Raw genomic sequence first — 18,480 nt, forward strand, 5'->3', positions numbered from 1 at the left:
GATGATGATGGAGATGCTGGCAGTCGCGGCGCACTCCGTACACCTCTCCACGTTGGGGAGAGGCGGGAGCCTGCGGCCATGAGCGAGAGCAACACATCGGTCGAGATGCTGGAGCCGGTCGAGGACCGCGGCGGGGCCGCGCAGCCGCTGCTTCAGGTCAATGGCCTGACCAAGCACTTCCCGGTTCGCGGCGGGCTGTTCGCCGCCAAGCGCACCGTGCGCGCCGTCGATAACGTCTCGTTCTCCGTCGCCAAGGGCGAAACCGTCGGTATCGTCGGCGAGTCCGGCTGCGGTAAGTCCACCACCGCGCGACTGCTGATGCATCTGATGCCGCGCGACGACGGCGACATCATCTATGACGGCATGAGTGTCGGCCAGTCGCTGTCGTTGCGCGAGCTGCGCCGCGGCATGCAGATGGTGTTCCAGGACTCCTACGCCTCGCTCAATCCGCGCCTGACCATCGAGGAATCGATCGCGTTCGGCCCCAAGGTTCACGGCATGGCCGATGGCGCGGCACGCAATCTGGCGCGCGAGCTGCTCGGCAAGGTCGGCCTGCGGCCCGAGAATTTCGCCAACCGCTATCCGCACGAGATCTCCGGCGGCCAGCGCCAGCGCGTCAACATCGCCCGCGCGCTGGCGCTGTCGCCGCGGCTGGTGATCCTGGACGAAGCCGTCTCGGCGCTCGACAAATCCGTCGAGGCGCAGGTGCTCAATCTCCTGGCCGATCTCAAGCGCGAGTTCGGCCTGACCTATCTGTTCATCAGCCACGACCTCAACGTGGTCCGCTACATCTCCGATCGCGTGCTGGTGATGTATCTCGGTGAGGTCGTCGAACTCGGTCCGGTCGACCAGGTCTGGGACCTGCCCGCCCACCCCTACACGCGCGCCCTTCTCGCGGCGATGCCGTCATCGGATCCCGACAAGCGCACCGAGACGCCGCCGATCACCGGCGATCCGCCCAATCCGATCGATCCGCCCCCGGGCTGCCGATTCCACACCCGATGTCCGTTTGCGGAGCCGCTCTGCGCAAATGCGACACCAAAGCTGACTGCGCTCGATAAGATGGGCCACGAGGTCGCGTGCTACATGGCGATACCCGGTTCAGGCCATAGCCGCGCGCCCAGGGAGATGACCGCATGACGAGACCGACACCGAAAGAGATCAAGCCGATCGCGCTGGTTGCAGGCGTGCCCGTGGACGACGAAATCGCAACCCGCATCTCCAATGCCATTGGACCTGCCTTCGAGGGCTTCGCGGCCATTGCCGGCACGCTGCCGTTCGACCTCGAGCCCGCCGGCTATGTCATCGCGCAGGCGCAGAAGCAGGCGCAGAAGGTGTCGAAATGAGCACCGAGCCAGCATTGATGACGCTCACCGCGGTCGCACGGGCGATCGCGACGAAGCAGGTGTCGTCGCATGAGGTGACGCGCGCGTTGCTGCACCGCATCGCGCAGTGGCAGCCGCATCTCAACGCCTTCATGTCGATCGAGGCGGAGGCGGCGCTGAAAGCGGCCGAGGCCGCCGACGCCGAACTCGCCAAGGGTAATGTCCGTGGCCCGCTGCATGGTGTGCCGCTCGCGCACAAGGACATGTACTACGATGCCGGCAAGGTCTCGACCTGCGGCTCGCTGATCCGCCGCGATTTCGTTCCGACCGTCACCTCCACCGCCTTGCAGCGGCTGAAGGACGCCGGCCAGGTCCGCCTCGGCACGCTGCATCTGGCTGAATTCGCCTATGGGCCGACCGGGCATAACGCCCATTACGGTCCGGTGCGCAATCCCTGGAACGTCGCGCACATCACGGGCGGCTCCTCGTCGGGGTCTGGCTCCGCGGTCGCCGCGCGCCTGACCTATGCGGCGCTCGGCTCGGACACCGGCGGCTCGATCCGCATGCCCGCGCATTTCTGCGGCGTCACCGGCCTCAAGACCACGGTGGGCCGCGTCAGCCGTGCCGGCGCGATGCCGCTGTCGCAATCGCTCGACACGGTCGGCCCGCTCGCCCGTACCGCCGAGGACTGTGCGCTGTTGCTGGCGCTGATGGCCGGCCCCGATCCCGCCGATTCGACCTGTAGCCACGAGCCGCTGTCGGACTACGTCGCGGCGACGAAAGGCTCGCTGAAGGGACTCAAGATCGGCGTGCCGGTCTCCTTCTATGTCGATGATCTCGACAGCGAGGTCGCGCGCGTGCTCGATGAGACCATTGCGGTGCTGAAGCGCGAGGGCGCCGACATCGTGAAGGTCGAGTTGCCGGACCAGCGGCAGTTGTCCTCGGCTAGCCAGCTCGTGCTCGCGGCGGAAGCTGCAGCCTTCCACAAGCGCTGGATGATCGAGCGTCCGCAGGATTATGGGCCGCAGGTCCTGATGCGGCTTCAGAACGGCCTCGCCGTTCCCGCCATCACCTATCTCGAGGCGATGCGCTGGCGCGGCCCGGCGCTCGCCGCGCACAACGCTGCGACCGCAGGCGTCGATGCGGTGATCGCACCGGCGTCCCCGGTGCCGGCGCCGACGATCGAGGAGAGCGACGTCGGCGGCGGGCCGAACGCGCCGGCGCTGTTGCAGCGGCTGACGCTGTTCACCCGCCCGGTCAATTTTCTGGGCCTGCCGTCGCTCACGGTGCCGTCCGGCTTTACCCGAACCGGCCTGCCGGTCGGCATGCAGCTGATCGGCCGCTCCTTCGATGAAGCGACCCTGCTCACCATCGGCGCGGCCTTCCAGCGCGTCACCGACTACCACGACCGGATGCCCAAACTGCCGTCATGACAAAACTCGTCGAGATCTCGGGCCTCAATATCCGCTTCACCGGCGAGCGTACGGTCTATGCCGTGAATGATCTCAGTCTCTCGCTCGGTGACGGCGAGGTGCTGGGCCTGCTCGGCGAGTCCGGTTCGGGCAAGAGTGTGACCTTGCGTGCACTGATGCGGCTGTTGCCGAGGAAGCGCACGCAGATCACAGGCACGGTCAACGTCATGGGCCGCGACGTGCTCGCAATGAACGATGAGGAGTTGTCCTCCTTCCGCGGCCAGACCGTCTCGATGATCTTCCAGGAGCCGGCGCTGGCGCTCGACCCGGTCTACACCATCGGCGCGCAGATCGCTGAAAGCGTGGTGCGCCATGAGGGCAAATCTCAGGCGGAAGGCAGGGCGAGGGCACTCGAAATGCTCGAAGTCGTGCGCATCCCCTCGGCCAAGCGAAGGCTGGATGCCTATCCGCACGAGATGTCAGGCGGCATGCGCCAGCGCGCGATGATTGCGCTGGCGCTCGCTTGTCGTCCCAAGATCCTGCTGGCCGACGAGCCGACCACTGCGCTCGATGCCACCGTGCAGATCCAGATCCTGTTGCTGCTGCGCGAGTTGCAGCGCGAGTTCGGCATGTCCGTCATCTTCGTCACCCACGACATCGGCGTCGCCGTCGAAATCTGTGACCGGGTCGCGGTGATGTATGCCGGCCAGATCGTGGAGCAGGGGAGCCTGCGCGACATCGTCCGCTCGCCCGTGCATCCCTATGCCAAGGGCCTGCTCGCCTCGACCATCCACGGCGCCAAGCGCGGCGCGCGGCTGGAGACGATCCCGGGCACGCCGCCCTCGCTGGCCGAAAGACCCCATAATTGCTCCTTCGCTCCCCGCTGCAAGCTCGCCGAGCCGCGCTGCCTGGAGCAATTGCCTGCGAACGTCGCGGTCGGACCGGCCCGTGCGGCGAGGTGCGTGCTGGCGGAGCCGATCGCCGCGCCATAGCCGGAGCGCTTCCTCAATGCGGCCTCGATGAACACATTCAGACCCCGTTCATCCCGGTTCCCGTTCCATGAGCCACTCACGCCAAAGGAACCGGACCCATGCACATTTCCAACGAAGGCATGCTCGTCATCCTGTTCGTCGGCCTGGTCGCCGGCTGGCTTGCCGGCAAGGTCGTGCGCGGGACCGGCTTCGGCATCATCGGCGACATCGTGGTCGGCATCGCCGGCGCCCTGGTGGCGAGCTTCCTGTTCCCAAGGCTCGGCATCCGCCTCGGCACCGGGCTGGTATCCGAGATCGTCTACTCCGCGATCGGCGCCGTCATACTGCTCGTGGTGGTACGGCTGGTGCGTGGCGGGGGCAGGTTCTAGACTCCGCGAATCCCGGAACTTGCAGGTCCTGCTTTCCCGGGAAGAGCCTGAAAGCCTGCAAGAAAAAGCCGCAAGCCTGTGAAATTCCGGACTTGCGCGCGGGGCGGGTCGGGGTAGATGTGGCTCATTGGTCCCGGATCAGGTCGACTGCGTTGGACGCGCGGAAAAACGCGATGTTAATCCGGGTCGAGTACTCCTGATTTCGCCTTTGAAATCAGAGGCTTTGCCTCTCACCCGAAAGAGACCCTCCTGATGGCAGCCATCCCTGGCGTCCGCCGTTCAGAGCTCAGTGACGCCTTGCGCGCCTGTCGCACGGCGTTCGTCGGCGTCGGCTTGATGAGCTGCATGATCAACCTGCTCTATCTGACCGGGTCGATCTTCATGCTGGAGGTCTACGACCGGGTGCTGCCGAGCCGCAGCATCCCCACCCTCATCGGCCTCATCATCCTCGCCAGCTTCCTCTATATGGCGCAGGGCCTGCTCGACATGATCCGCAACCGGATCCTGGGGCGGATTGGCACCGCGCTGGATGAGGCCCTCAACAAGCGCGTGTTCGACACCATCGTGCGCCTGCCGCTGCTGGTCGGCAACCGCAATGAGGGCCTACAGCCGCTGCGTGACCTCGACAATGTCCGCTCCTTCCTTGGCAGCATGGGCCCGAGCGCGTTCTTCGACCTGCCCTGGCTGCCGCTCTATCTCGCCATCTGCTTCGCCTTCCACGTCCTGATCGGCGTCACCGCGCTGGTCGGCGCCATCATCCTGGTCGGCTTGACGCTGGTCACCGAATTCATGTCCCGCCAGCCGGCGAAGGAGGCGATGGGGCTTGCCGCCCAGCGCAACGATCTCGCCCAGGCCAGTCGCCGCAACGCCGAGGTCATGGTGTCCATGGGCATGGCCGGCCGCATGAACCAGCGCTGGAGCGAGACCAACGAAAAATACCTCGCCGGCAATCAGCGCGCGAGCGACGTCGCCGGCGGGCTCGGCGCGGTCGCAAAGGTGCTGCGCATGATGCTGCAATCGGCGGTGCTCGCGGTCGGCGCCTACCTCGTCATCCACCAGGAGGCGACGGCCGGCATCATCATCGCCGGCTCGATCCTCTCCGCCCGCGCGCTCGCGCCGGTCGATCTCGCCATCGCGCATTGGAAATCATTCGTGGCGGCGCGCCAGAGCTGGCACCGCCTCACCCGCCTCCTCGAGCAGATGCCGGCGCAGGCGATGCCGACCCAGCTGCAGGCGCCCACCAGCCGGCTCTCGGTCGAAGGCATCGCCATGGTCCCGCCGGGCGATCAGCGGCTCGTGGTGCAGGACGTCACCTTCGCGCTCGCCGCCGGCAACGGCCTTGGCGTGATCGGGCCGAGCGGCTCCGGCAAGTCGTCATTGATCCGCGCGCTGGTCGGGGTCTGGCAGCCGGTGCGCGGCAAGGTGCGGCTCGACGGCGCAGCGCTCGACCAATGGTCGAGCGACACGCTCGGCCGCCACATCGGCTATCTGCCGCAGGACGTCGAATTGTTCGGCGGCACCATCGCCCAGAACATCAGCCGGTTCGATCCCGAAGCCACCTCCGATGCCATCATCGCCGCGGCGAAGGAGGCCGGCGTGCACGAGATGATCATCAAGATGCGCGAGGGCTACAACACGCAAGTCGGCGAGCAGGGCGCCGCGCTCTCGGCAGGCCAGGCGCAGCGCGTGGCGCTGGCGCGCGCGCTCTACGGCAATCCGTTCCTGATCGTGCTCGACGAGCCCAATTCCAACCTTGACACCGAAGGCGACGAGGCGCTGACCCGCGCCATCCGCTCGGCGCGCGAGCGCGGTGCCATCGTCGTCGTGGTGGCGCACCGTCCGATCGGCGTCGAGGCGGTCGACCAGATCCTGGTGCTGCGCGACGGCCGCATGCAGGCCTTCGGTCCCAAGGAGCAGGTGCTCGCCCAGGTCCTGCAGCCGCGGGTGACGCCGCCGGCACCGATCAAGATCGTCAGCGAAGGTGGAGTGGCCAAGCCATGAGCACGCTGGCGATCGGCGGCAGCAAGCCTGCCGCGAAGAGGACCGTGGGCGATTCGATCAAGTTCCACCTGTTGCTCGGACTGGGCATCGTGCTGGTGCTGGTCGTCGGACTCGGCGGCTGGGCGTCGACCGTGTTGATCTCGGGTGCGTTGATCGCGCCGGGGCAGATCGTGGTCGAATCCAACGTCAAGAAGGTGCAGCACCCGACCGGCGGCGTGGTCGGCGAGGTGCGTGCCCGCGATGGCGACGTGGTCAAGGCCGGCGACATCGTGGTGCGGCTCGACGACACCGTCACCAAGGCCAACCTCGCCATCGTCACCAAGAATCTCGATGCCGCGCAGGCGCGCGCGGCGCGGCTGCAAGCCGAGCAGCGTGGTCTCGACAAAATCGAGTTTCCGCAAATGCTGCTCGACCGCGCCAGTGATCCCGACGTCAAGGCGCTGCTCTCGGCCGAAACCAAATTGTTCGACGTTCGGGTCAACGGCCGTACCGGCCAGAAGGCGCAGCTGCGCGAGCGTATCACGCAGCTCAACGAGGAAATCGCGGGTCTCAGTGCCCAGGAGAAGGCCAAGGACCAGGAGATCGCGCTGGTGCTGAACGAACTCACCGGCGTGCGCGAGCTCTACGACAAGCGTCTGGTGCAGATCTCGCGTCTGACCCAGCTCGAACGCGACTCGGCGCGCCTCAACGGCGAGCGCGCCCAGTACATCGCCGCGCGCGCCCAGGCCAAGGGCAAGATCACCGAGACCGAGCTCCAGATCATCCAGATCGACAAGGACGTGGTCAGCGAGGTCTCCAAGGACCTGCGCGAGACCAACGACAAGATCGGCGAGCTGATCGAGCGCAAGGTTGCCGCCGAAGACCAGCTGCGTCGCGTCGACATCCGCGCGCCGCAGGACGGCATGGTGCTGCAATCGAACGTGCACACCGTCGGCGGCGTGGTCACCGCCGGCGATGCGCTGATGCTGATCGTGCCCCAGGCCGACGACCTGCAGGTCGAGGCCAAGGTCAACCCGGTCGACATCGACAAGCTCCAGATCGGCCAGAAGACGTTGCTGCGCCTCTCCGCGTTCAACCAGCGCACCACGCCCGAACTCAACGGCCTCGTCAGCCGCGTCTCGCCGGACGTCACCACCGACCAGCGCACCGGCCAGAGCTACTACACCATCCGCGTCTCGATGCCGGCCGAAGAGATCGCCCGTCTCGGCGACGTCAAGATGATCCCGGGCATGCCCGTGGAGGCCTTCGTCCAGACCGGCGACCGCACCATGCTGTCCTATCTGATGAAGCCGCTGCACGACCAGCTGATGCGGGCCTTCCGCGAGAAGTGACGCGCGTAGGCGCGTCGTCTCCGCGCAATGACGACTTGGCCGCCAGTTTGCTATACTGCGATCGCAAACAGCAACCCGGCGGTCGATCATGCAATCCCCACCCCCCATCGCCACCGTATCCTTCTCCGACGCAGCTGCGGCCGTTGCCCGCCTCGAAGAGATCTACGAGCGCAACACGAAGTTCCTGCGCGACCGGTTCGAGGCCTATGTTGGCGGCGAAGCGATCACGGCGCGAGTGCGGACTTATTATCCCTTCGTCCGTATCACCACCGCGACGCATGCGCGGCTGGATTCGCGTCTCGCCTATGGCTTCGTCGCCGGGCCCGGCGTGCATGAAACCAGCGTGACGCGGCCGGATCTGTTTCGCGCCTATCTGACCGAGCAGATCGGCCTGTTGATCCAGAACCACGGCGTGCCCGTCGAGATCGGTGAATCCGCGGAGCCGATCCCCATCCACTTTGCCTATCGCCGCGACATCAACATCGAGGCCGCGATCACGACAAGCGAGAACTCTGCCGTCACGCGGTCGCTGCGCGATGCGTTCGACGTACCCGATCTGGCCACCATGGACGATTCGATCGCCGACGGCACCTTCGAGCTCCAACCCGGCGCGCCCGAGCCGCTGTCGCTGTTCCGCGCCGCCCGCGTCGACTACTCGCTGCGCCGGCTCTATCACTACACCGGCACCGATCCCGAGCACTTCCAGAATTTCGTGATCTTCACCAATTACCAGTTCTACGTCGATGCCTTCGCGCAGCTCTGCCAGCAGCGGCTTCGGTCCGGCGAGGCCGGTCTCGATGCCTTCGTCGCGCCCGGCAATGTGATGACGCGCAGCGGCGGCGCAACGACCGGCGTCGCGCCCGCGCGCGCACCGCAGATGCCGGCGTTCCACCTTGTCACGCCCGGCTATCGCGGCATCACCCTGATCAACATCGGCACCGGTCCGTCCAATGCGCGCAATGTCACCGACCATGTGGCCGTGCTGCGCCCGCATGCCTGGCTCATGCTCGGCCATTGCGCCGGCCTGCGCAACACGCAGCGGCTCGGCGATTACGTCCTCGCGCACGGCTATGTGCGCGAGGACCACGTGCTCGACCGCGAGCTGCCGCCCTGGGTGCCGATCCCCGCGCTGGCCGAGATGCAGGTCGCGCTCGAGGAGGCCGTCGAGGACGTCACCGGGCTCGAGGGCTTCGAGCTGAAACGGCTGATGCGCACGGGCACCGTGGCGAGCGTCGACAACCGCAACTGGGAGATCTCAGGGCCAGAGGTGATCCGCCGCCTGTCGCAGTCGCGCGCGGTCGCGCTCGACATGGAATCGGCTGCGATCGCCGCCAACGGCTATCGCTTCCGCGTCCCCTACGGCACGCTGCTCTGCGTCTCCGACAAGCCGCTGCACGGCGAGATCAAGCTTGCGGGGATGGCCAGCGAGTTCTACCGCCGCCGCGTCGGCCAGCATCTCGAGATCGGCGTCAAGGCGCTGGAGCGGCTCAAGCAGCAGGAATCGGAGCGGCTGCATTCGCGAAAGCTCCGCAGTTTCGCCGAAGTCGCGTTCCAGTAGGGAGAAAGTCCTCCTTTGCTGCTGACAAGCGCGACGATCTTCAGCATTGTTTGGCGGGGGGCTCGACCGGGACGACTTGATGCCGCTCACGCGCGACAAGATCATTGGCCATGATCTCGAACGTCTGGCCTTTCGCTTCACCATGCTGGACGATGGCGAGGTCGTGCAGTGCCAGATCAGCGACGCTGCCATGGACGAGCTCGCGGGCATGCAGGGCACCGAGAGCAGCGCACGCCAGGCGCAATTCCTGTCGCTGCGCGAAACCATCGAACGCATTGCGTCGGACCTCTACGACGAAGCGCCGCGCTTCCACGGCTATGTGGTGCGGATTTTCATGCGGCATTTGGGGCGGTGACGTCGCCTCACCCCTCGAGCTTCCTCAGCAGCAACTTCAGTGCCGTCGCCGCGAACACCTCCATGTTCGCAAGCCGGTCATTGCGGCCCGTCTCCAGCGTCATCACTTCGGGCACGGGTCCCGCCACAGCCATGCAGCTATGGCCGGCGGCATCGCCGTAGCGGTTGCCGGTCGGGCCGGCGGCACCGGTCTCGGACAGGCCCCAGTCGCTGTTGAAGCGCGCTCGCATCTGCTCGGCCAGCAATTGCGCATAGGGCTCCGACGAGGAGCGAAAGCCCTTCATGCCCTCGTCCGAAATATCCATCAGCACGCGCCTTGCATCGCGGGTATAAACCACGGCGCCACCGAGGTAATAGGCGGAGGCGCCGGGCACCGCGAGCAGGCTGGCCGAGATCAGGCCTCCGGCCGAGGATTCGGCCACCGCAATGGTCTGCTTGCGCGCGATCAGTCTGGCGGCGACCTGTTCCGCAATGCCGACGAGCTCTCTCATTCCTGCACCTCTCATCCCGCAACCGAGCCCAGCCTTCCTAGCATATGCCGGCGGCCTTGGCCGAGTTGCGGGCAGGGGGCAGTCCTGCTTGAATGGCAGGTGCAAAACAAGACGTGACGAGGAAACGTGAGAAGGGAGACGTGATGGCGTCCCTGATCGCCGGCGGCATCGATTGCGACGTGCATCCGGCCGTACCGCATCTGACCAGCCTGCTGCCGTATCTGAACGATTACTGGCGCGATCAGGTGACGACGCGCGGCATGGTCGACCTCGTCTCGCAATCTTATCCCGAGAGGTCGCCGATCACGGCGCGGCCCGATTGGCGTCCGGAGACCGGCAAGCCCGGCGAAAGCCTTGCGGACATGCAGCGCCATGTGCTCGATCCCTTCCAGCTCAAGCATGCCATCTGCAACCCGCTCTACGGTGTGCAGATGGTGTTCTCCGAGGACATGCAGGCTGCCTTCTGCCGCGCGCTGAACGATTGGCTGGCGAAGGAATGGCTCGATCGCGATCCTCGCCTGCGCGGCTCGATCGTGATCCCGACGCAAAGCGTCGAGAAGGCCGTCGCCGAGATCGAGCGCTGCGCCCCGGACACGCGCTTCGTGCAGGTGCTGGTCCTGGTCATGGGCGACGTGCCGCTCGGCAAACGGGCGCTGTGGCCGATCTATGAGGCCGCGGAACGGCTGCAACTGCCGGTCGGAATCCACGCCGGTTCCGCCTATCACAATCCACCGACCGCCGTGGGGTGGGGGTCCTATCACATCGAGGATTATGTGGGCCAGGCCCAGGCCTTCCAGACCCAGCTCACCAGCCTGATCGTCGAGGGCGTGTTCGCCAAATACCCGCACCTGAAAATGGTGATGCTGGAGTCCGGCGTCTCCTGGATCGCGCCTTATCTCTGGCGCCTGCACAAGTTCTGGCGCGGGGTACGGATGGAGACCCCATGGGTCGATCGCGCGCCGCTGGAGATTGTGCGCAGCAACATCCGCTTCTCGTTACAGCCATTTGATGCACCGCCGGAAGCCGAGACATTAATTCGCCTGTTTGATCATATGCAGTCGGACGAATTGGTCCTATTCTCCACCGACTATCCGCACTGGCAGTTCGACGGCCAGGACGCGCTGCCCGAAGGTCTGTCCCCCGATCTCGTGCGCAAGATCATGATCGACAATCCGCATGCAACCTATCCCCGCCTGACGTGAGCCCGCTGCCAAAGGAGGCAAGGCGATGAATATCCAGTTCCGCGAGAGCCAAGAAGCCGCTTCCCCACTGACCGTCAAAACCGCGATCGCGGACTGCGACATCCATCCGGCACGCGCCACCCGCACCGAGCTCTATCCCTACCTCGCCAAACGCTGGCAGCATCACCTCGAAGTCTATGGCGTCCATGCCTATCAGGGCATGACGGAAGGCCCGCCCTATCCGAAGGCGCAGCCCAACGCGTCGCGCCGCGATGCCTATCCGCCGGAAGGCGGGCCGCAGGGCTCCTCGCTGTCCTTCATGCAGAAGCAGCTGCTCGATCCCAACAACGTGCAGCTCGGCGTGCTCAATCCGCTCAACACCGGGCAGGGCATCCGCAATCACGAGCTCTCGGCGGCCTTATGCTCGGCGATCAACGACTGGCAGATCGACAAATGGACCTCCAAGGACAAGCGGCTGAAAGCGTCCATCGTCGTCGGCAACGAGGATGGGCTGTCGGCGGCCGCCGAGATCCGCGAGCGCGCCGGCGACAAGAACTTCGTGCAGGTGCTGCTGCTCAGCCGCAATGTCGAGCCGCTCGGCCAGCGCCGCTACTGGCCGATCTACCAGGCCGCTGAAGAGGCCGGTCTTCCCGTCGGCGTCCACGCCTTCGGCTTCGGCGGCAACCCGATCACGCCGTCGGGCTGGCCGTCCTATTACATCGAGGAGATGGTGGGCCACTCGCAATGCCAGCAATCGGCGCTGGCGAGCCTCGTGCTGGAGGGCGTGTTCGAGCGCTTCCCGAAACTGAAGATGGTGATGATCGAGGCCGGCTTCGGCTGGGCGCCGTCGCTGGCGTGGCGGCTCGACAAGGCCTGGCAGCGGCTCAGGAGCGAAGTGCCGCATGTGAAACGCCCGCCCTCGGAATACATCCGCGAGCAGGTGTGGTGGACGACGCAGCCGATGGAAGATCCGGAGCGGCGCGAGGACCTGTTCGACGTCATCAAATGGATCGGCTGGGACCGGCTGCTGTTCGCGACCGATTATCCGCATTGGGACTACGATGAGCCTTCGCGCGTGCTGCCGGCGGGCGTCAGCGAGGCCGATCGCGAGGCGTTCTATCTCGGCAACGCGAAGAAGCTTTACGGACTCTCCTGATGGCGCGGCATGTGATTGCGCCAGTGGATGAGCTTCCGCCGGGCACGCGAAAATTCCTGGAGATCGACGGACGGCCGATCGCGGTCTTCAACATCAAGGGCGAGTATTTCGGCCTGATGAACCGCTGCCCGCATCAGGGTGCGGCGCTGTGCGAGGGTCCGCTGATCGGGCTCGCACAATCCAGCAGTCCCGGCGAGATCGAATACACGAAGCTCGGCGAAATCATCCGCTGCCCCTGGCACGGCTGGGAGTTCGACATCCGCACCGGCCAGTCCTATTGCGACCCCCGCCGCTTCCGCGTGAAGGCCTATCCGGCCCATGTCGAGCCGGGCGCGAGCGTGGTGAAGGGACCGTATGTCGCCGAGACGATCCCGGTCAGGATCGAGAGCGACTACGTGGTGGTGGAGCTGTAACTTCCGCTGTCATTCCTGGGCAATGAGAAGCATCGAGCCGGGAATTCATTGTGCGACGGGATTGCTGGGAGAAGTCGATTCTCTGATGCGCAATTCTGCATCTGAGCTCCCGTTGCGCGCGCCCCGGAATGACACCCTCGGATCAATCGATTGGCCTGTCCAAGCCGACGTTTTCAGGCTTTGTTTTGCGTTGCAGCGATGATCCATTGCCGGAAGGCTGCAAGCTTCGGCACCTCGCGGCGACCCTCCGGTGCGACCAGGTAGAACCCGGCATCGGCCGGCAGCGCGATCTTGAAGGGCACAACGAGGCGACCCTTGGCGATATCGTCCTGCACGTAGGACGTCCGCCCCATTGCCACGCCGATGCCGTCGATTGCGGCCTGGATGGTCATGAAGATCATGTCGAAGGTGATGCCGGGCTGCCTCGCGATGTCGGCCGGCAGGCCCGCCGCCGTCAGCCACAGCCGCCAGTCGTCGCTGTTGGCGTTCGAGGTGTGGAGCAGCGGATGGTTTTTCAGGTCTTCCGGCCGGCGCAGCGGCTTGTCGCCGCGCAGCAGTGACGGGCTGCATACCGGAAACAGCTCGTCCGCCATCAGCCAGTCGGCGCGCACGCCCCGCCACTGGCCGCGGCCATAGCGGATCGCGGCATCGACATTGTCGCGCTGGAAGTCGACAAGGCCGGTCGAGGTGGTGATACGCACGTCGATGCCGGGATGCTGCTCCTGGAAATCGGTCAGCCGCGGCAACAGCCATTTTGCGGCGAGCGAGGCCAGCGTCGACACGGTCAGCACCTTGTCGTCCTCCTTGCGCAGCAGGCGGTCGGTGGCGAGCCGGAGGTCGTTGAAGGCGGCGCGCACGCCCGGCAGGTAGTCGCGCGCCTCCGGCGTCAGCGCCAGTGCGCGGTTCTGCCGGATGAACAGGCGGATGCCGAGCTCCTCCTCCAGCCTGCGGATCTGATGGCTGATCGCGGTCTGGGTCACGTTCAGCTCGCTGGCTGCCAGCGTGAAGCTCAGATGGCGCGCGGCGGCCTCGAACGCCCGCAATCCGTTCAGGGAGGGCAATCTGGCAGTCATCTGGCAGTAGGATACATGACGTTAATTCATGCGAAAAGGTACAAATTGTCGTTTGTCGCGGCGCGGTAGGAGGCAGATATTAGCTGCAACCTTAGCTCCAGGAGCTGAAAATGTCTACTTTGACCGACAATTCGATGACAAATCATCATGCGCCCGGCCTGATCCACCAGATCGGCGAGACGCTTCACGTCTGGCACGAGCGCTACCGCACCAGGCGCGAGCTGACCAATTGGACCGCCCGCGACCTCCATGATGTCGGGCTGTCCTGGTCCGACATCGCCTATGAGGCCGACAAACCCTTCTGGCGGGCCTGATTGGCCGCCAGGTCGGCGCCGCCTGATTACGGGGCGCCGGCGTCCCTTTTCCGCACGGCATGTGTCATGAGCATCCTTCACCTCGAAGACCTGAAGCAATATTCGGATAGCCTGCGCACCCGCGACGGAACCGCGCTCGATGTTCGCTTCGTCGAGCCACGCGACACCGACGAGCTCCAGCACTATTTCCGCTCGCTCTCGACCCGCTCCCGCTACAACCGTTTCTTCGGCGCAATCAGCGAACTGCCCGAGGGGCTGCTGCACGATTTCCTCGAAGTCGGCGAGCGCGAGCGCTTCACGGTGGTGGCGACCATGACGGTCGACGGCTTCGAAACCATCGTCGCCGAAATGCGCTACGCCTTTCATGTCGAAGCCGCGGCGGTCGAGTTCGGCCTGTCGGTCGGCGACCGCTGGCACGGCCGCGGCATTGCCACTGCGCTGATGAAGAATCTCGAATGTCGCGCCGCTGCGCTTGGCGCCGAGCACGTGTTCGGCGACACGTTGCGTTCCAACGAGGCGATGGTGTCGCTTGCGCGCAAATCCGGCTTCGCCTTCGTCAATCACCCCGATGACTGGAAGCTGGTGCGCTTCGACAAGGAGATCAGCGTCGCGCCGAGAGACGTTCCCTGCGCGAGCTGGCGCCTCGCCGCCCTTTCCCGTCAGGCCGACAGCCCCTCAGCCTCGGCCTGACACCACTGCAGCCCGGCCTGGTCATCCCAGCGCCGGGCATTTTTTTGCCCTTATGCGGCATCGTTGTCGGTAAAGTCGGTCGAAGTCGCGACCGCCAGCCACTCCGCCAGCTCTTTCGCAACGAACGCGTTCTTCGCCTCGATCCGCTCGACCGTGTCGCTGCCGAGCGGCAGCCGCAGCGGCGGGTTCTTGGCATCAGCCAGCTTCAAAAAGGACTGCGCCAGCTTGCGCGGATCACCGCGCTGGGCGTGGTTCACGTCAGCCGCGTGCGCGCGGGTCTTGCCGACGCTCTCGTGATAGTCGTCGATCACCTGCGCGGTGCGCGACAGCGAGGTCTCGTCGAGGAAGTCGGTGCGGAAGAAACCCGGCTCGACCACGGTGACCTTGATGCCGAGTGGCGCGACTTCGCTGGCCAGTGCTTCGCTGAGTCCCTCGACGGCGAATTTAGTCGCGCCATAGACACCCCAGCCGGGATAGCCGGTGTAGCCGCCGACCGACGAGATGTTGATGACGTGGCCGGATCGCTGTCGGCGCATATGCGGCAGCACCGCGCGGGTGACGCTGAGGAGCCCGAACACGTTGGTGCCGAACAGCTTGCGCGTCTCTGCGTCGCTGGCTTCCTCGATCGCGCCCAGGAGGCCATAGCCGGCATTGTTGACGAGGATGTCGATGCGGCCGAAGCGCTTGACTGCCAGGCCCGCGGCCTCGTGCGCTTCCGCCTCGCTGGTGACGTCGAGCCGGGTCGCGAGCAGCCGCTCGTGACTGCCGAGCCGAGCGGTGACGGTGGAGGTATCGCGCGCGGTGGCGACCACCGCGTCGCCTGCCTTGAGGGCTGCTTCGGCGATCAACGCCCCAAATCCGCGAGACGCTCCCGTGATGAACCAGACACGCATGATGTTGCCCTTTCCATTTAAGGCCGCGGCGATCTGCCGAGGCCGATGGGGCAAGGTGTAGTGGCTCGTCATAACTGAGATAATCCGTTATATCTTTGACGCGCTATTGAGAAAAATTCATCAATGAAGATCGACCCGTCCGACCTCGCGACCTTCCTCGCCATCGCTCGCCACCGCAGTTTTCGCGCGGCAGCGACCGAGCTCGGCGTCACGCCATCGGCGCTATCGCATGCCCTGCGCAACATCGAGGAGCGGCTCGGCCTGCGCCTTGTCAACCGCACCACCCGCAGCGTGGCGCTGACCGAGGCCGGCGAAAGGCTGTTCGCCCGCATCACACCGGCCTTCCGCGACATCGACGATGCGCTCGAGGATCTCAACAATTTCCGCGGCAAGCCCGCCGGCACGCTGCGCTTCACCGCCGCGCGCCAGTCGGCGCAGTTGGTGCTGCTGCCGATCGTGACCCGTTTCTTGAAGTCGTTCCCTGACGTCAGCGTCGAGATCGTCGTCAACGACGCCCTGATCGACATGGTCGCGGCTGGCTTCGATGCCGGTGTCCGCTTCGGCGAGACCATTGCCGCCGACATGATCGCCGTGCCGATCGGCCCACGGCACCGCTTTGCCGTGGTGGGCTCGCCCGCCTTCTTCAAGGTGCATAAACAGCCCAACACACCGCGCGAGCTCAAAGGCCTGCCCTGCATCGGCTACCGCTTCACCTCAGGCGCGCTTTATCACTGGGAGTTCGAGCGCGGCGGTATCGAGCTCGCCATCGACGTCACCGGGCCGCTGACCATGAACGACCAGGGTCTGATGGTCGATGCCGCGCTCGACGGGGCTGGTTTGGCCTATGTATTCGAACAGCAGGTGGAAACACTGCTCGCCAAGCGGAAGCTAGTGCGGGTTCTCACCGACTGGTGCCCCGCCTATCCCGGCTTCTTCCTCTACTATCCAAGCCGCCGCCGATTGCCGGCTGCGCTGCGGGCATTCGTGGATTTTGCGCGGACGCCTGCCAAGTAACCCGAGTCGAGCGACGTGTATCCGGTCATCCTGAGGTGCGATGCCTGGGACGCAAGGCGTCCCATGGGGAGCCTGCGAAGGATGATCGGCCCCGACGCTCATGAAACGCGACTCGCAACCACGGCCGGGCCGTCGCCCTTCGAGGGCCGCGAAGGCGCGGCCGCCTCAGGTGAGGGGCAGACATTGCCGAATCCTGCTACTTCCCCGTGAACACCGCCTTGCGCTTCTCGATGAAGGCCTGCACCGCCTCCTTGTGATCGGCGGTCGTGGTCAGGCGTATCAGTCGTTCAGCCTCGTGGTCGCGGGCCGTTTCGAAGTCGAACAGCACGGCCTCGTCGAGATTGTCCTTCATGTAGCGCAGCGCCAGGCGCGGGCCTTCGGCAAGCGATCTGGCCAGCGCGAAGGCTTCGGTTTGCAGCTTGTCGTCAGGCACCACGCGGTTGATGAGGCCGATGGCTTCGCAACGCGCCGCATCGACGCGATCGCCGGTGAACATCAGCTCGCGCGCCCGCGCGGTGCCAACGAGCCGGGTGAGCAGCCAGGCGATGCCGTAGTCGCCGCTGAGCGCGATGCGGGCATAGCCGGTCGCAACGAAGGCGGATTGCGCGGCGATTCGGATATCGCAGGCCATGGCGATGGCAAGTCCGGCGCCGACCGCGGGCCCGGGCAGCGCGGCGATGGTCGGCTTGCGCACCGACACCAGCGCGCCGGTCAGCAGCCGTTGCCGTTCCTGGAGATCGGCGATGCGATCTTCGAGCGACATCTCCAGCTTTTTCGGGTCGCGGTGGGCGCCCATACCCTTGACGTCGCCGCCGGCACAGAATGCCGCGCCCGCGCCGGTGAGCAGCAATGCGCCGACATCACGGTTCTCGCCGCAGACACGAATCATCGTGCGCAGCGCCGGCGTCAGGCTATCGGACAGCGAATTGCGTGCCTCCGGCCGATTCAGCGTGATCAACGCGACGCGGTCGCGGATGACGCAGAGAAGTTCGTTCGTGCCAGTGTCGATGATGGTTTCCGCGGTCATGTCGCTCCCCCTTTTTGTTTGCTGTCAGTCCGGGCCGATGCGAAGCATCGAACCTCAGGTGCGCAAGTGCGCACCCTAGTTCGGGCCTGCGGACCGCCCCGGAATGACGAAATCAATTCAGAACTTCTCCACCCAGGGCCGCAGCTCCAGTTCCCAGCTCCAGGCACTGCGCGGCTGCTGCAGCACGTTCCAATAGCTCTCTGCGATCGCGTCCGGGTCGAGCATCGAATCGGGCCTCTCCGCCGGTTCGGTCCGCGCCGCGCTGCGGATGCCGCCGTCGATGACGAAATGCGCGACATGGATGCCCTGTGGCGACAGTTCGCGTGCCATGCTCTGCGCGAGGCCGCGCAGCGCGAACTTGCCCATCGCGAACGGGGCAGACTGCGCGTAGCCCTTGACGCTGGCTGAGGCGCCGGTGAACAGGATCGCGCCGTGCTTGTTCGGCAGCATGCGCCTGGCCGCCTGCTGCGCCACCAGAAAGCCGCCATAGGCGCTGACCGCAATCGCCTGCGCGACGTCGGCCGGAACGAGGTCGACGAAAGGTCCGCGCGTGCGACCGCTGGCATTGTAGACGACGAGGTCGGGCGTTCCGATCTCGCGCTCGACGAGGCCGAACAGCCGCTCCACCTCGTCGGGGTCGGTGGCGTTGCAGGCATAGGCCTTGGCGCCGGTCTCGCTGCAGAGCGCGCCGAGCTTCTCGATCTTTCGCGCGGCGAGCGCGACGCGGATGCCCTGGGCGGAGAGCAGCCGCGCCAGCGAGGCGCTCAGGCCTTCGCCGGCACCGACGATGAGGGCGATCTTGTATTTCGGATGTTCCATGGCGTGATCTCTCGGAAGCAGGTGCCGCTGATCTATGCATGGGCTTTGCGAACAACCAGCCGGGTCGA

The 18,480-nt window shown here is 65.7% G+C and carries 20 protein-coding genes; 15 read left to right on the forward strand and 5 right to left on the reverse strand.

Annotated elements, in window-relative coordinates; all coding sequences use genetic code 11:
* Positions 1-78: 78 nt before the first annotated feature.
* The 9 genes from ACYCVF_RS20890 to ACYCVF_RS20930 all read left to right on the forward strand — a co-directional run bounded on the left by ACYCVF_RS20890 (position 79) and on the right by ACYCVF_RS20930 (position 9,342).
* Positions 79-1,140: an ABC transporter ATP-binding protein gene (locus tag ACYCVF_RS20890; protein WP_459599503.1), complete on the forward strand. Its 1,062-nt coding sequence runs from the start codon at positions 79-81 to the stop codon at positions 1,138-1,140.
* Entirely contained in the window at positions 1,137-1,346 is a 210-nt protein-coding gene (locus ACYCVF_RS20895) for a hypothetical protein (protein ID WP_459599505.1), read from the forward strand. The genes ACYCVF_RS20890 and ACYCVF_RS20895 overlap by 4 nt, the downstream gene beginning before the upstream one ends.
* Positions 1,343-2,758, forward strand: a complete 1,416-nt coding sequence (locus tag ACYCVF_RS20900) for an amidase (RefSeq protein WP_459599507.1) — start codon at positions 1,343-1,345, stop codon at positions 2,756-2,758. The genes ACYCVF_RS20895 and ACYCVF_RS20900 overlap by 4 nt, the downstream gene beginning before the upstream one ends.
* On the forward strand, positions 2,755-3,729 hold the full coding sequence (locus ACYCVF_RS20905; RefSeq protein WP_459599509.1) for an ABC transporter ATP-binding protein: 975 nt from the start codon (positions 2,755-2,757) through the stop codon (positions 3,727-3,729). Before ACYCVF_RS20900 ends, ACYCVF_RS20905 begins: the two co-directional genes overlap by 4 nt.
* A gap of 98 nt (positions 3,730-3,827) precedes the next feature.
* Positions 3,828-4,097: a GlsB/YeaQ/YmgE family stress response membrane protein gene (locus tag ACYCVF_RS20910; RefSeq protein WP_459599511.1), complete on the forward strand. Its 270-nt coding sequence runs from the start codon at positions 3,828-3,830 to the stop codon at positions 4,095-4,097.
* Positions 4,098-4,349: 252 nt separating this feature from the next.
* A complete protein-coding gene (locus ACYCVF_RS20915; RefSeq protein WP_459599513.1) occupies positions 4,350-6,098 on the forward strand; it encodes a type I secretion system permease/ATPase in 1,749 nt (582 codons plus the stop codon).
* Positions 6,095-7,429: an HlyD family type I secretion periplasmic adaptor subunit gene (locus ACYCVF_RS20920; protein ID WP_459599515.1), complete on the forward strand. Its 1,335-nt coding sequence runs from the start codon at positions 6,095-6,097 to the stop codon at positions 7,427-7,429. The genes ACYCVF_RS20915 and ACYCVF_RS20920 overlap by 4 nt, the downstream gene beginning before the upstream one ends.
* Positions 7,430-7,517: 88 nt before the next feature.
* Positions 7,518-8,987: an AMP nucleosidase gene (locus ACYCVF_RS20925; protein WP_459599517.1), complete on the forward strand. Its 1,470-nt coding sequence runs from the start codon at positions 7,518-7,520 to the stop codon at positions 8,985-8,987.
* 79 nt (positions 8,988-9,066) lie between these two features.
* Entirely contained in the window at positions 9,067-9,342 is a 276-nt protein-coding gene (locus tag ACYCVF_RS20930; protein ID WP_459599519.1) for a DUF1488 family protein, read from the forward strand.
* A 7-nt stretch (positions 9,343-9,349) separates the two neighbouring features.
* Here the strand turns inward: ACYCVF_RS20930 and ACYCVF_RS20935 are convergent, their stop codons facing one another.
* The gene (locus tag ACYCVF_RS20935) at positions 9,350-9,832 is read right to left on the reverse strand and encodes a CinA family protein (RefSeq protein WP_459599521.1); all 483 of its coding nucleotides are present in this window, start codon (positions 9,830-9,832) and stop codon (positions 9,350-9,352) included.
* Between the two features lie 143 nt (positions 9,833-9,975).
* On the opposite strand from ACYCVF_RS20935, the gene ACYCVF_RS20940 reads away from it, so the two are divergent.
* Genes ACYCVF_RS20940 through ACYCVF_RS20950 form a run of 3 tightly spaced genes read left to right on the forward strand, consistent with a single transcriptional unit; the run spans position 9,976 to position 12,582 of the window.
* Complete coding sequence (locus tag ACYCVF_RS20940; RefSeq protein WP_459599523.1) at positions 9,976-11,034, forward strand: amidohydrolase family protein; 1,059 nt, start codon at positions 9,976-9,978, stop codon at positions 11,032-11,034.
* 25 nt (positions 11,035-11,059) lie between these two features.
* Positions 11,060-12,169 carry an amidohydrolase family protein gene (locus ACYCVF_RS20945; RefSeq protein WP_459599525.1) on the forward strand — a complete coding sequence of 370 codons (1,110 nt, stop codon included), beginning with the start codon at positions 11,060-11,062 and terminating at the stop codon, positions 12,167-12,169.
* Positions 12,169-12,582: a Rieske (2Fe-2S) protein gene (locus ACYCVF_RS20950; RefSeq protein WP_459599527.1), complete on the forward strand. Its 414-nt coding sequence runs from the start codon at positions 12,169-12,171 to the stop codon at positions 12,580-12,582. Before ACYCVF_RS20945 ends, ACYCVF_RS20950 begins: the two co-directional genes overlap by 1 nt.
* 173 nt (positions 12,583-12,755) lie before the next feature.
* Here ACYCVF_RS20950 and ACYCVF_RS20955 read toward each other — a convergent pair whose 3' ends face one another.
* Positions 12,756-13,655, reverse strand: a complete 900-nt coding sequence (locus tag ACYCVF_RS20955) for a transcriptional regulator GcvA (protein ID WP_459599529.1) — start codon at positions 13,653-13,655, stop codon at positions 12,756-12,758.
* A 110-nt stretch (positions 13,656-13,765) separates the two neighbouring features.
* Here ACYCVF_RS20955 and ACYCVF_RS20960 point away from each other — a divergent pair, with 110 nt between their 5' ends.
* Positions 13,766-13,969 carry a DUF1127 domain-containing protein gene (locus ACYCVF_RS20960; RefSeq protein ID WP_459599531.1) on the forward strand — a complete coding sequence of 68 codons (204 nt, stop codon included), beginning with the start codon at positions 13,766-13,768 and terminating at the stop codon, positions 13,967-13,969.
* Between the two features lie 66 nt (positions 13,970-14,035).
* Positions 14,036-14,659: an N-acetyltransferase family protein gene (locus ACYCVF_RS20965; protein WP_459599533.1), complete on the forward strand. Its 624-nt coding sequence runs from the start codon at positions 14,036-14,038 to the stop codon at positions 14,657-14,659.
* Positions 14,660-14,709: 50 nt separating this feature from the next.
* On the opposite strand, the gene ACYCVF_RS20970 is transcribed toward ACYCVF_RS20965, so the two are convergent.
* A complete protein-coding gene (locus ACYCVF_RS20970; RefSeq protein ID WP_459599535.1) occupies positions 14,710-15,552 on the reverse strand; it encodes an oxidoreductase in 843 nt (280 codons plus the stop codon).
* 123 nt (positions 15,553-15,675) lie between these two features.
* Between ACYCVF_RS20970 and ACYCVF_RS20975 the strand changes: the two genes are divergently transcribed.
* Entirely contained in the window at positions 15,676-16,566 is an 891-nt protein-coding gene (locus tag ACYCVF_RS20975) for a LysR family transcriptional regulator (RefSeq protein ID WP_459599537.1), read from the forward strand.
* Positions 16,567-16,762: 196 nt separating this feature from the next.
* Here ACYCVF_RS20975 and ACYCVF_RS20980 read toward each other — a convergent pair whose 3' ends face one another.
* Both ACYCVF_RS20980 and ACYCVF_RS20985 read right to left on the reverse strand, forming a co-directional pair.
* A complete protein-coding gene (locus tag ACYCVF_RS20980) occupies positions 16,763-17,593 on the reverse strand; it encodes an enoyl-CoA hydratase (protein ID WP_459599539.1) in 831 nt (276 codons plus the stop codon).
* A 117-nt stretch (positions 17,594-17,710) separates the two neighbouring features.
* Positions 17,711-18,412: an SDR family oxidoreductase gene (locus ACYCVF_RS20985; protein WP_459599541.1), complete on the reverse strand. Its 702-nt coding sequence runs from the start codon at positions 18,410-18,412 to the stop codon at positions 17,711-17,713.
* Positions 18,413-18,480 lie beyond the last annotated feature (68 nt).

Source organism: Bradyrhizobium cedriense, from assembly GCF_054602315.1.

Bases quoted from the DNA above. Each gene is read 5' to 3' on its own strand.
- ACYCVF_RS20920 (WP_459599515.1), top strand. From the start codon at position 6,095: ATGAGCACGCTGGCGATCGGCGGCAGCAAGCCTGCCGCGAAGAGGACC.
- ACYCVF_RS20980 (WP_459599539.1), bottom strand. From the start codon at position 17,593: ATGACCGCGGAAACCATCATCGACACTGGCACGAACGAACTTCTCTGC.
- ACYCVF_RS20985 (WP_459599541.1), bottom strand. From the start codon at position 18,412: ATGGAACATCCGAAATACAAGATCGCCCTCATCGTCGGTGCCGGCGAA.
- ACYCVF_RS20895 (WP_459599505.1), top strand. From the start codon at position 1,137: ATGACGAGACCGACACCGAAAGAGATCAAGCCGATCGCGCTGGTTGCA.
- ACYCVF_RS20915 (WP_459599513.1), top strand. From the start codon at position 4,350: ATGGCAGCCATCCCTGGCGTCCGCCGTTCAGAGCTCAGTGACGCCTTG.
- ACYCVF_RS20975 (WP_459599537.1), top strand. From the start codon at position 15,676: ATGAAGATCGACCCGTCCGACCTCGCGACCTTCCTCGCCATCGCTCGC.
- ACYCVF_RS20940 (WP_459599523.1), top strand. From the start codon at position 9,976: ATGGCGTCCCTGATCGCCGGCGGCATCGATTGCGACGTGCATCCGGCC.
- ACYCVF_RS20970 (WP_459599535.1), bottom strand. From the start codon at position 15,552: ATGCGTGTCTGGTTCATCACGGGAGCGTCTCGCGGATTTGGGGCGTTG.
- ACYCVF_RS20930 (WP_459599519.1), top strand. From the start codon at position 9,067: ATGCCGCTCACGCGCGACAAGATCATTGGCCATGATCTCGAACGTCTG.
- ACYCVF_RS20950 (WP_459599527.1), top strand. From the start codon at position 12,169: ATGGCGCGGCATGTGATTGCGCCAGTGGATGAGCTTCCGCCGGGCACG.
- ACYCVF_RS20905 (WP_459599509.1), top strand. From the start codon at position 2,755: ATGACAAAACTCGTCGAGATCTCGGGCCTCAATATCCGCTTCACCGGC.
- ACYCVF_RS20910 (WP_459599511.1), top strand. From the start codon at position 3,828: ATGCACATTTCCAACGAAGGCATGCTCGTCATCCTGTTCGTCGGCCTG.
- ACYCVF_RS20890 (WP_459599503.1), top strand. From the start codon at position 79: ATGAGCGAGAGCAACACATCGGTCGAGATGCTGGAGCCGGTCGAGGAC.
- ACYCVF_RS20965 (WP_459599533.1), top strand. From the start codon at position 14,036: ATGAGCATCCTTCACCTCGAAGACCTGAAGCAATATTCGGATAGCCTG.
- ACYCVF_RS20955 (WP_459599529.1), bottom strand. From the start codon at position 13,655: ATGACTGCCAGATTGCCCTCCCTGAACGGATTGCGGGCGTTCGAGGCC.
- ACYCVF_RS20935 (WP_459599521.1), bottom strand. From the start codon at position 9,832: ATGAGAGAGCTCGTCGGCATTGCGGAACAGGTCGCCGCCAGACTGATC.
- ACYCVF_RS20945 (WP_459599525.1), top strand. From the start codon at position 11,060: ATGAATATCCAGTTCCGCGAGAGCCAAGAAGCCGCTTCCCCACTGACC.
- ACYCVF_RS20900 (WP_459599507.1), top strand. From the start codon at position 1,343: ATGAGCACCGAGCCAGCATTGATGACGCTCACCGCGGTCGCACGGGCG.
- ACYCVF_RS20925 (WP_459599517.1), top strand. From the start codon at position 7,518: ATGCAATCCCCACCCCCCATCGCCACCGTATCCTTCTCCGACGCAGCT.
- ACYCVF_RS20960 (WP_459599531.1), top strand. From the start codon at position 13,766: ATGTCTACTTTGACCGACAATTCGATGACAAATCATCATGCGCCCGGC.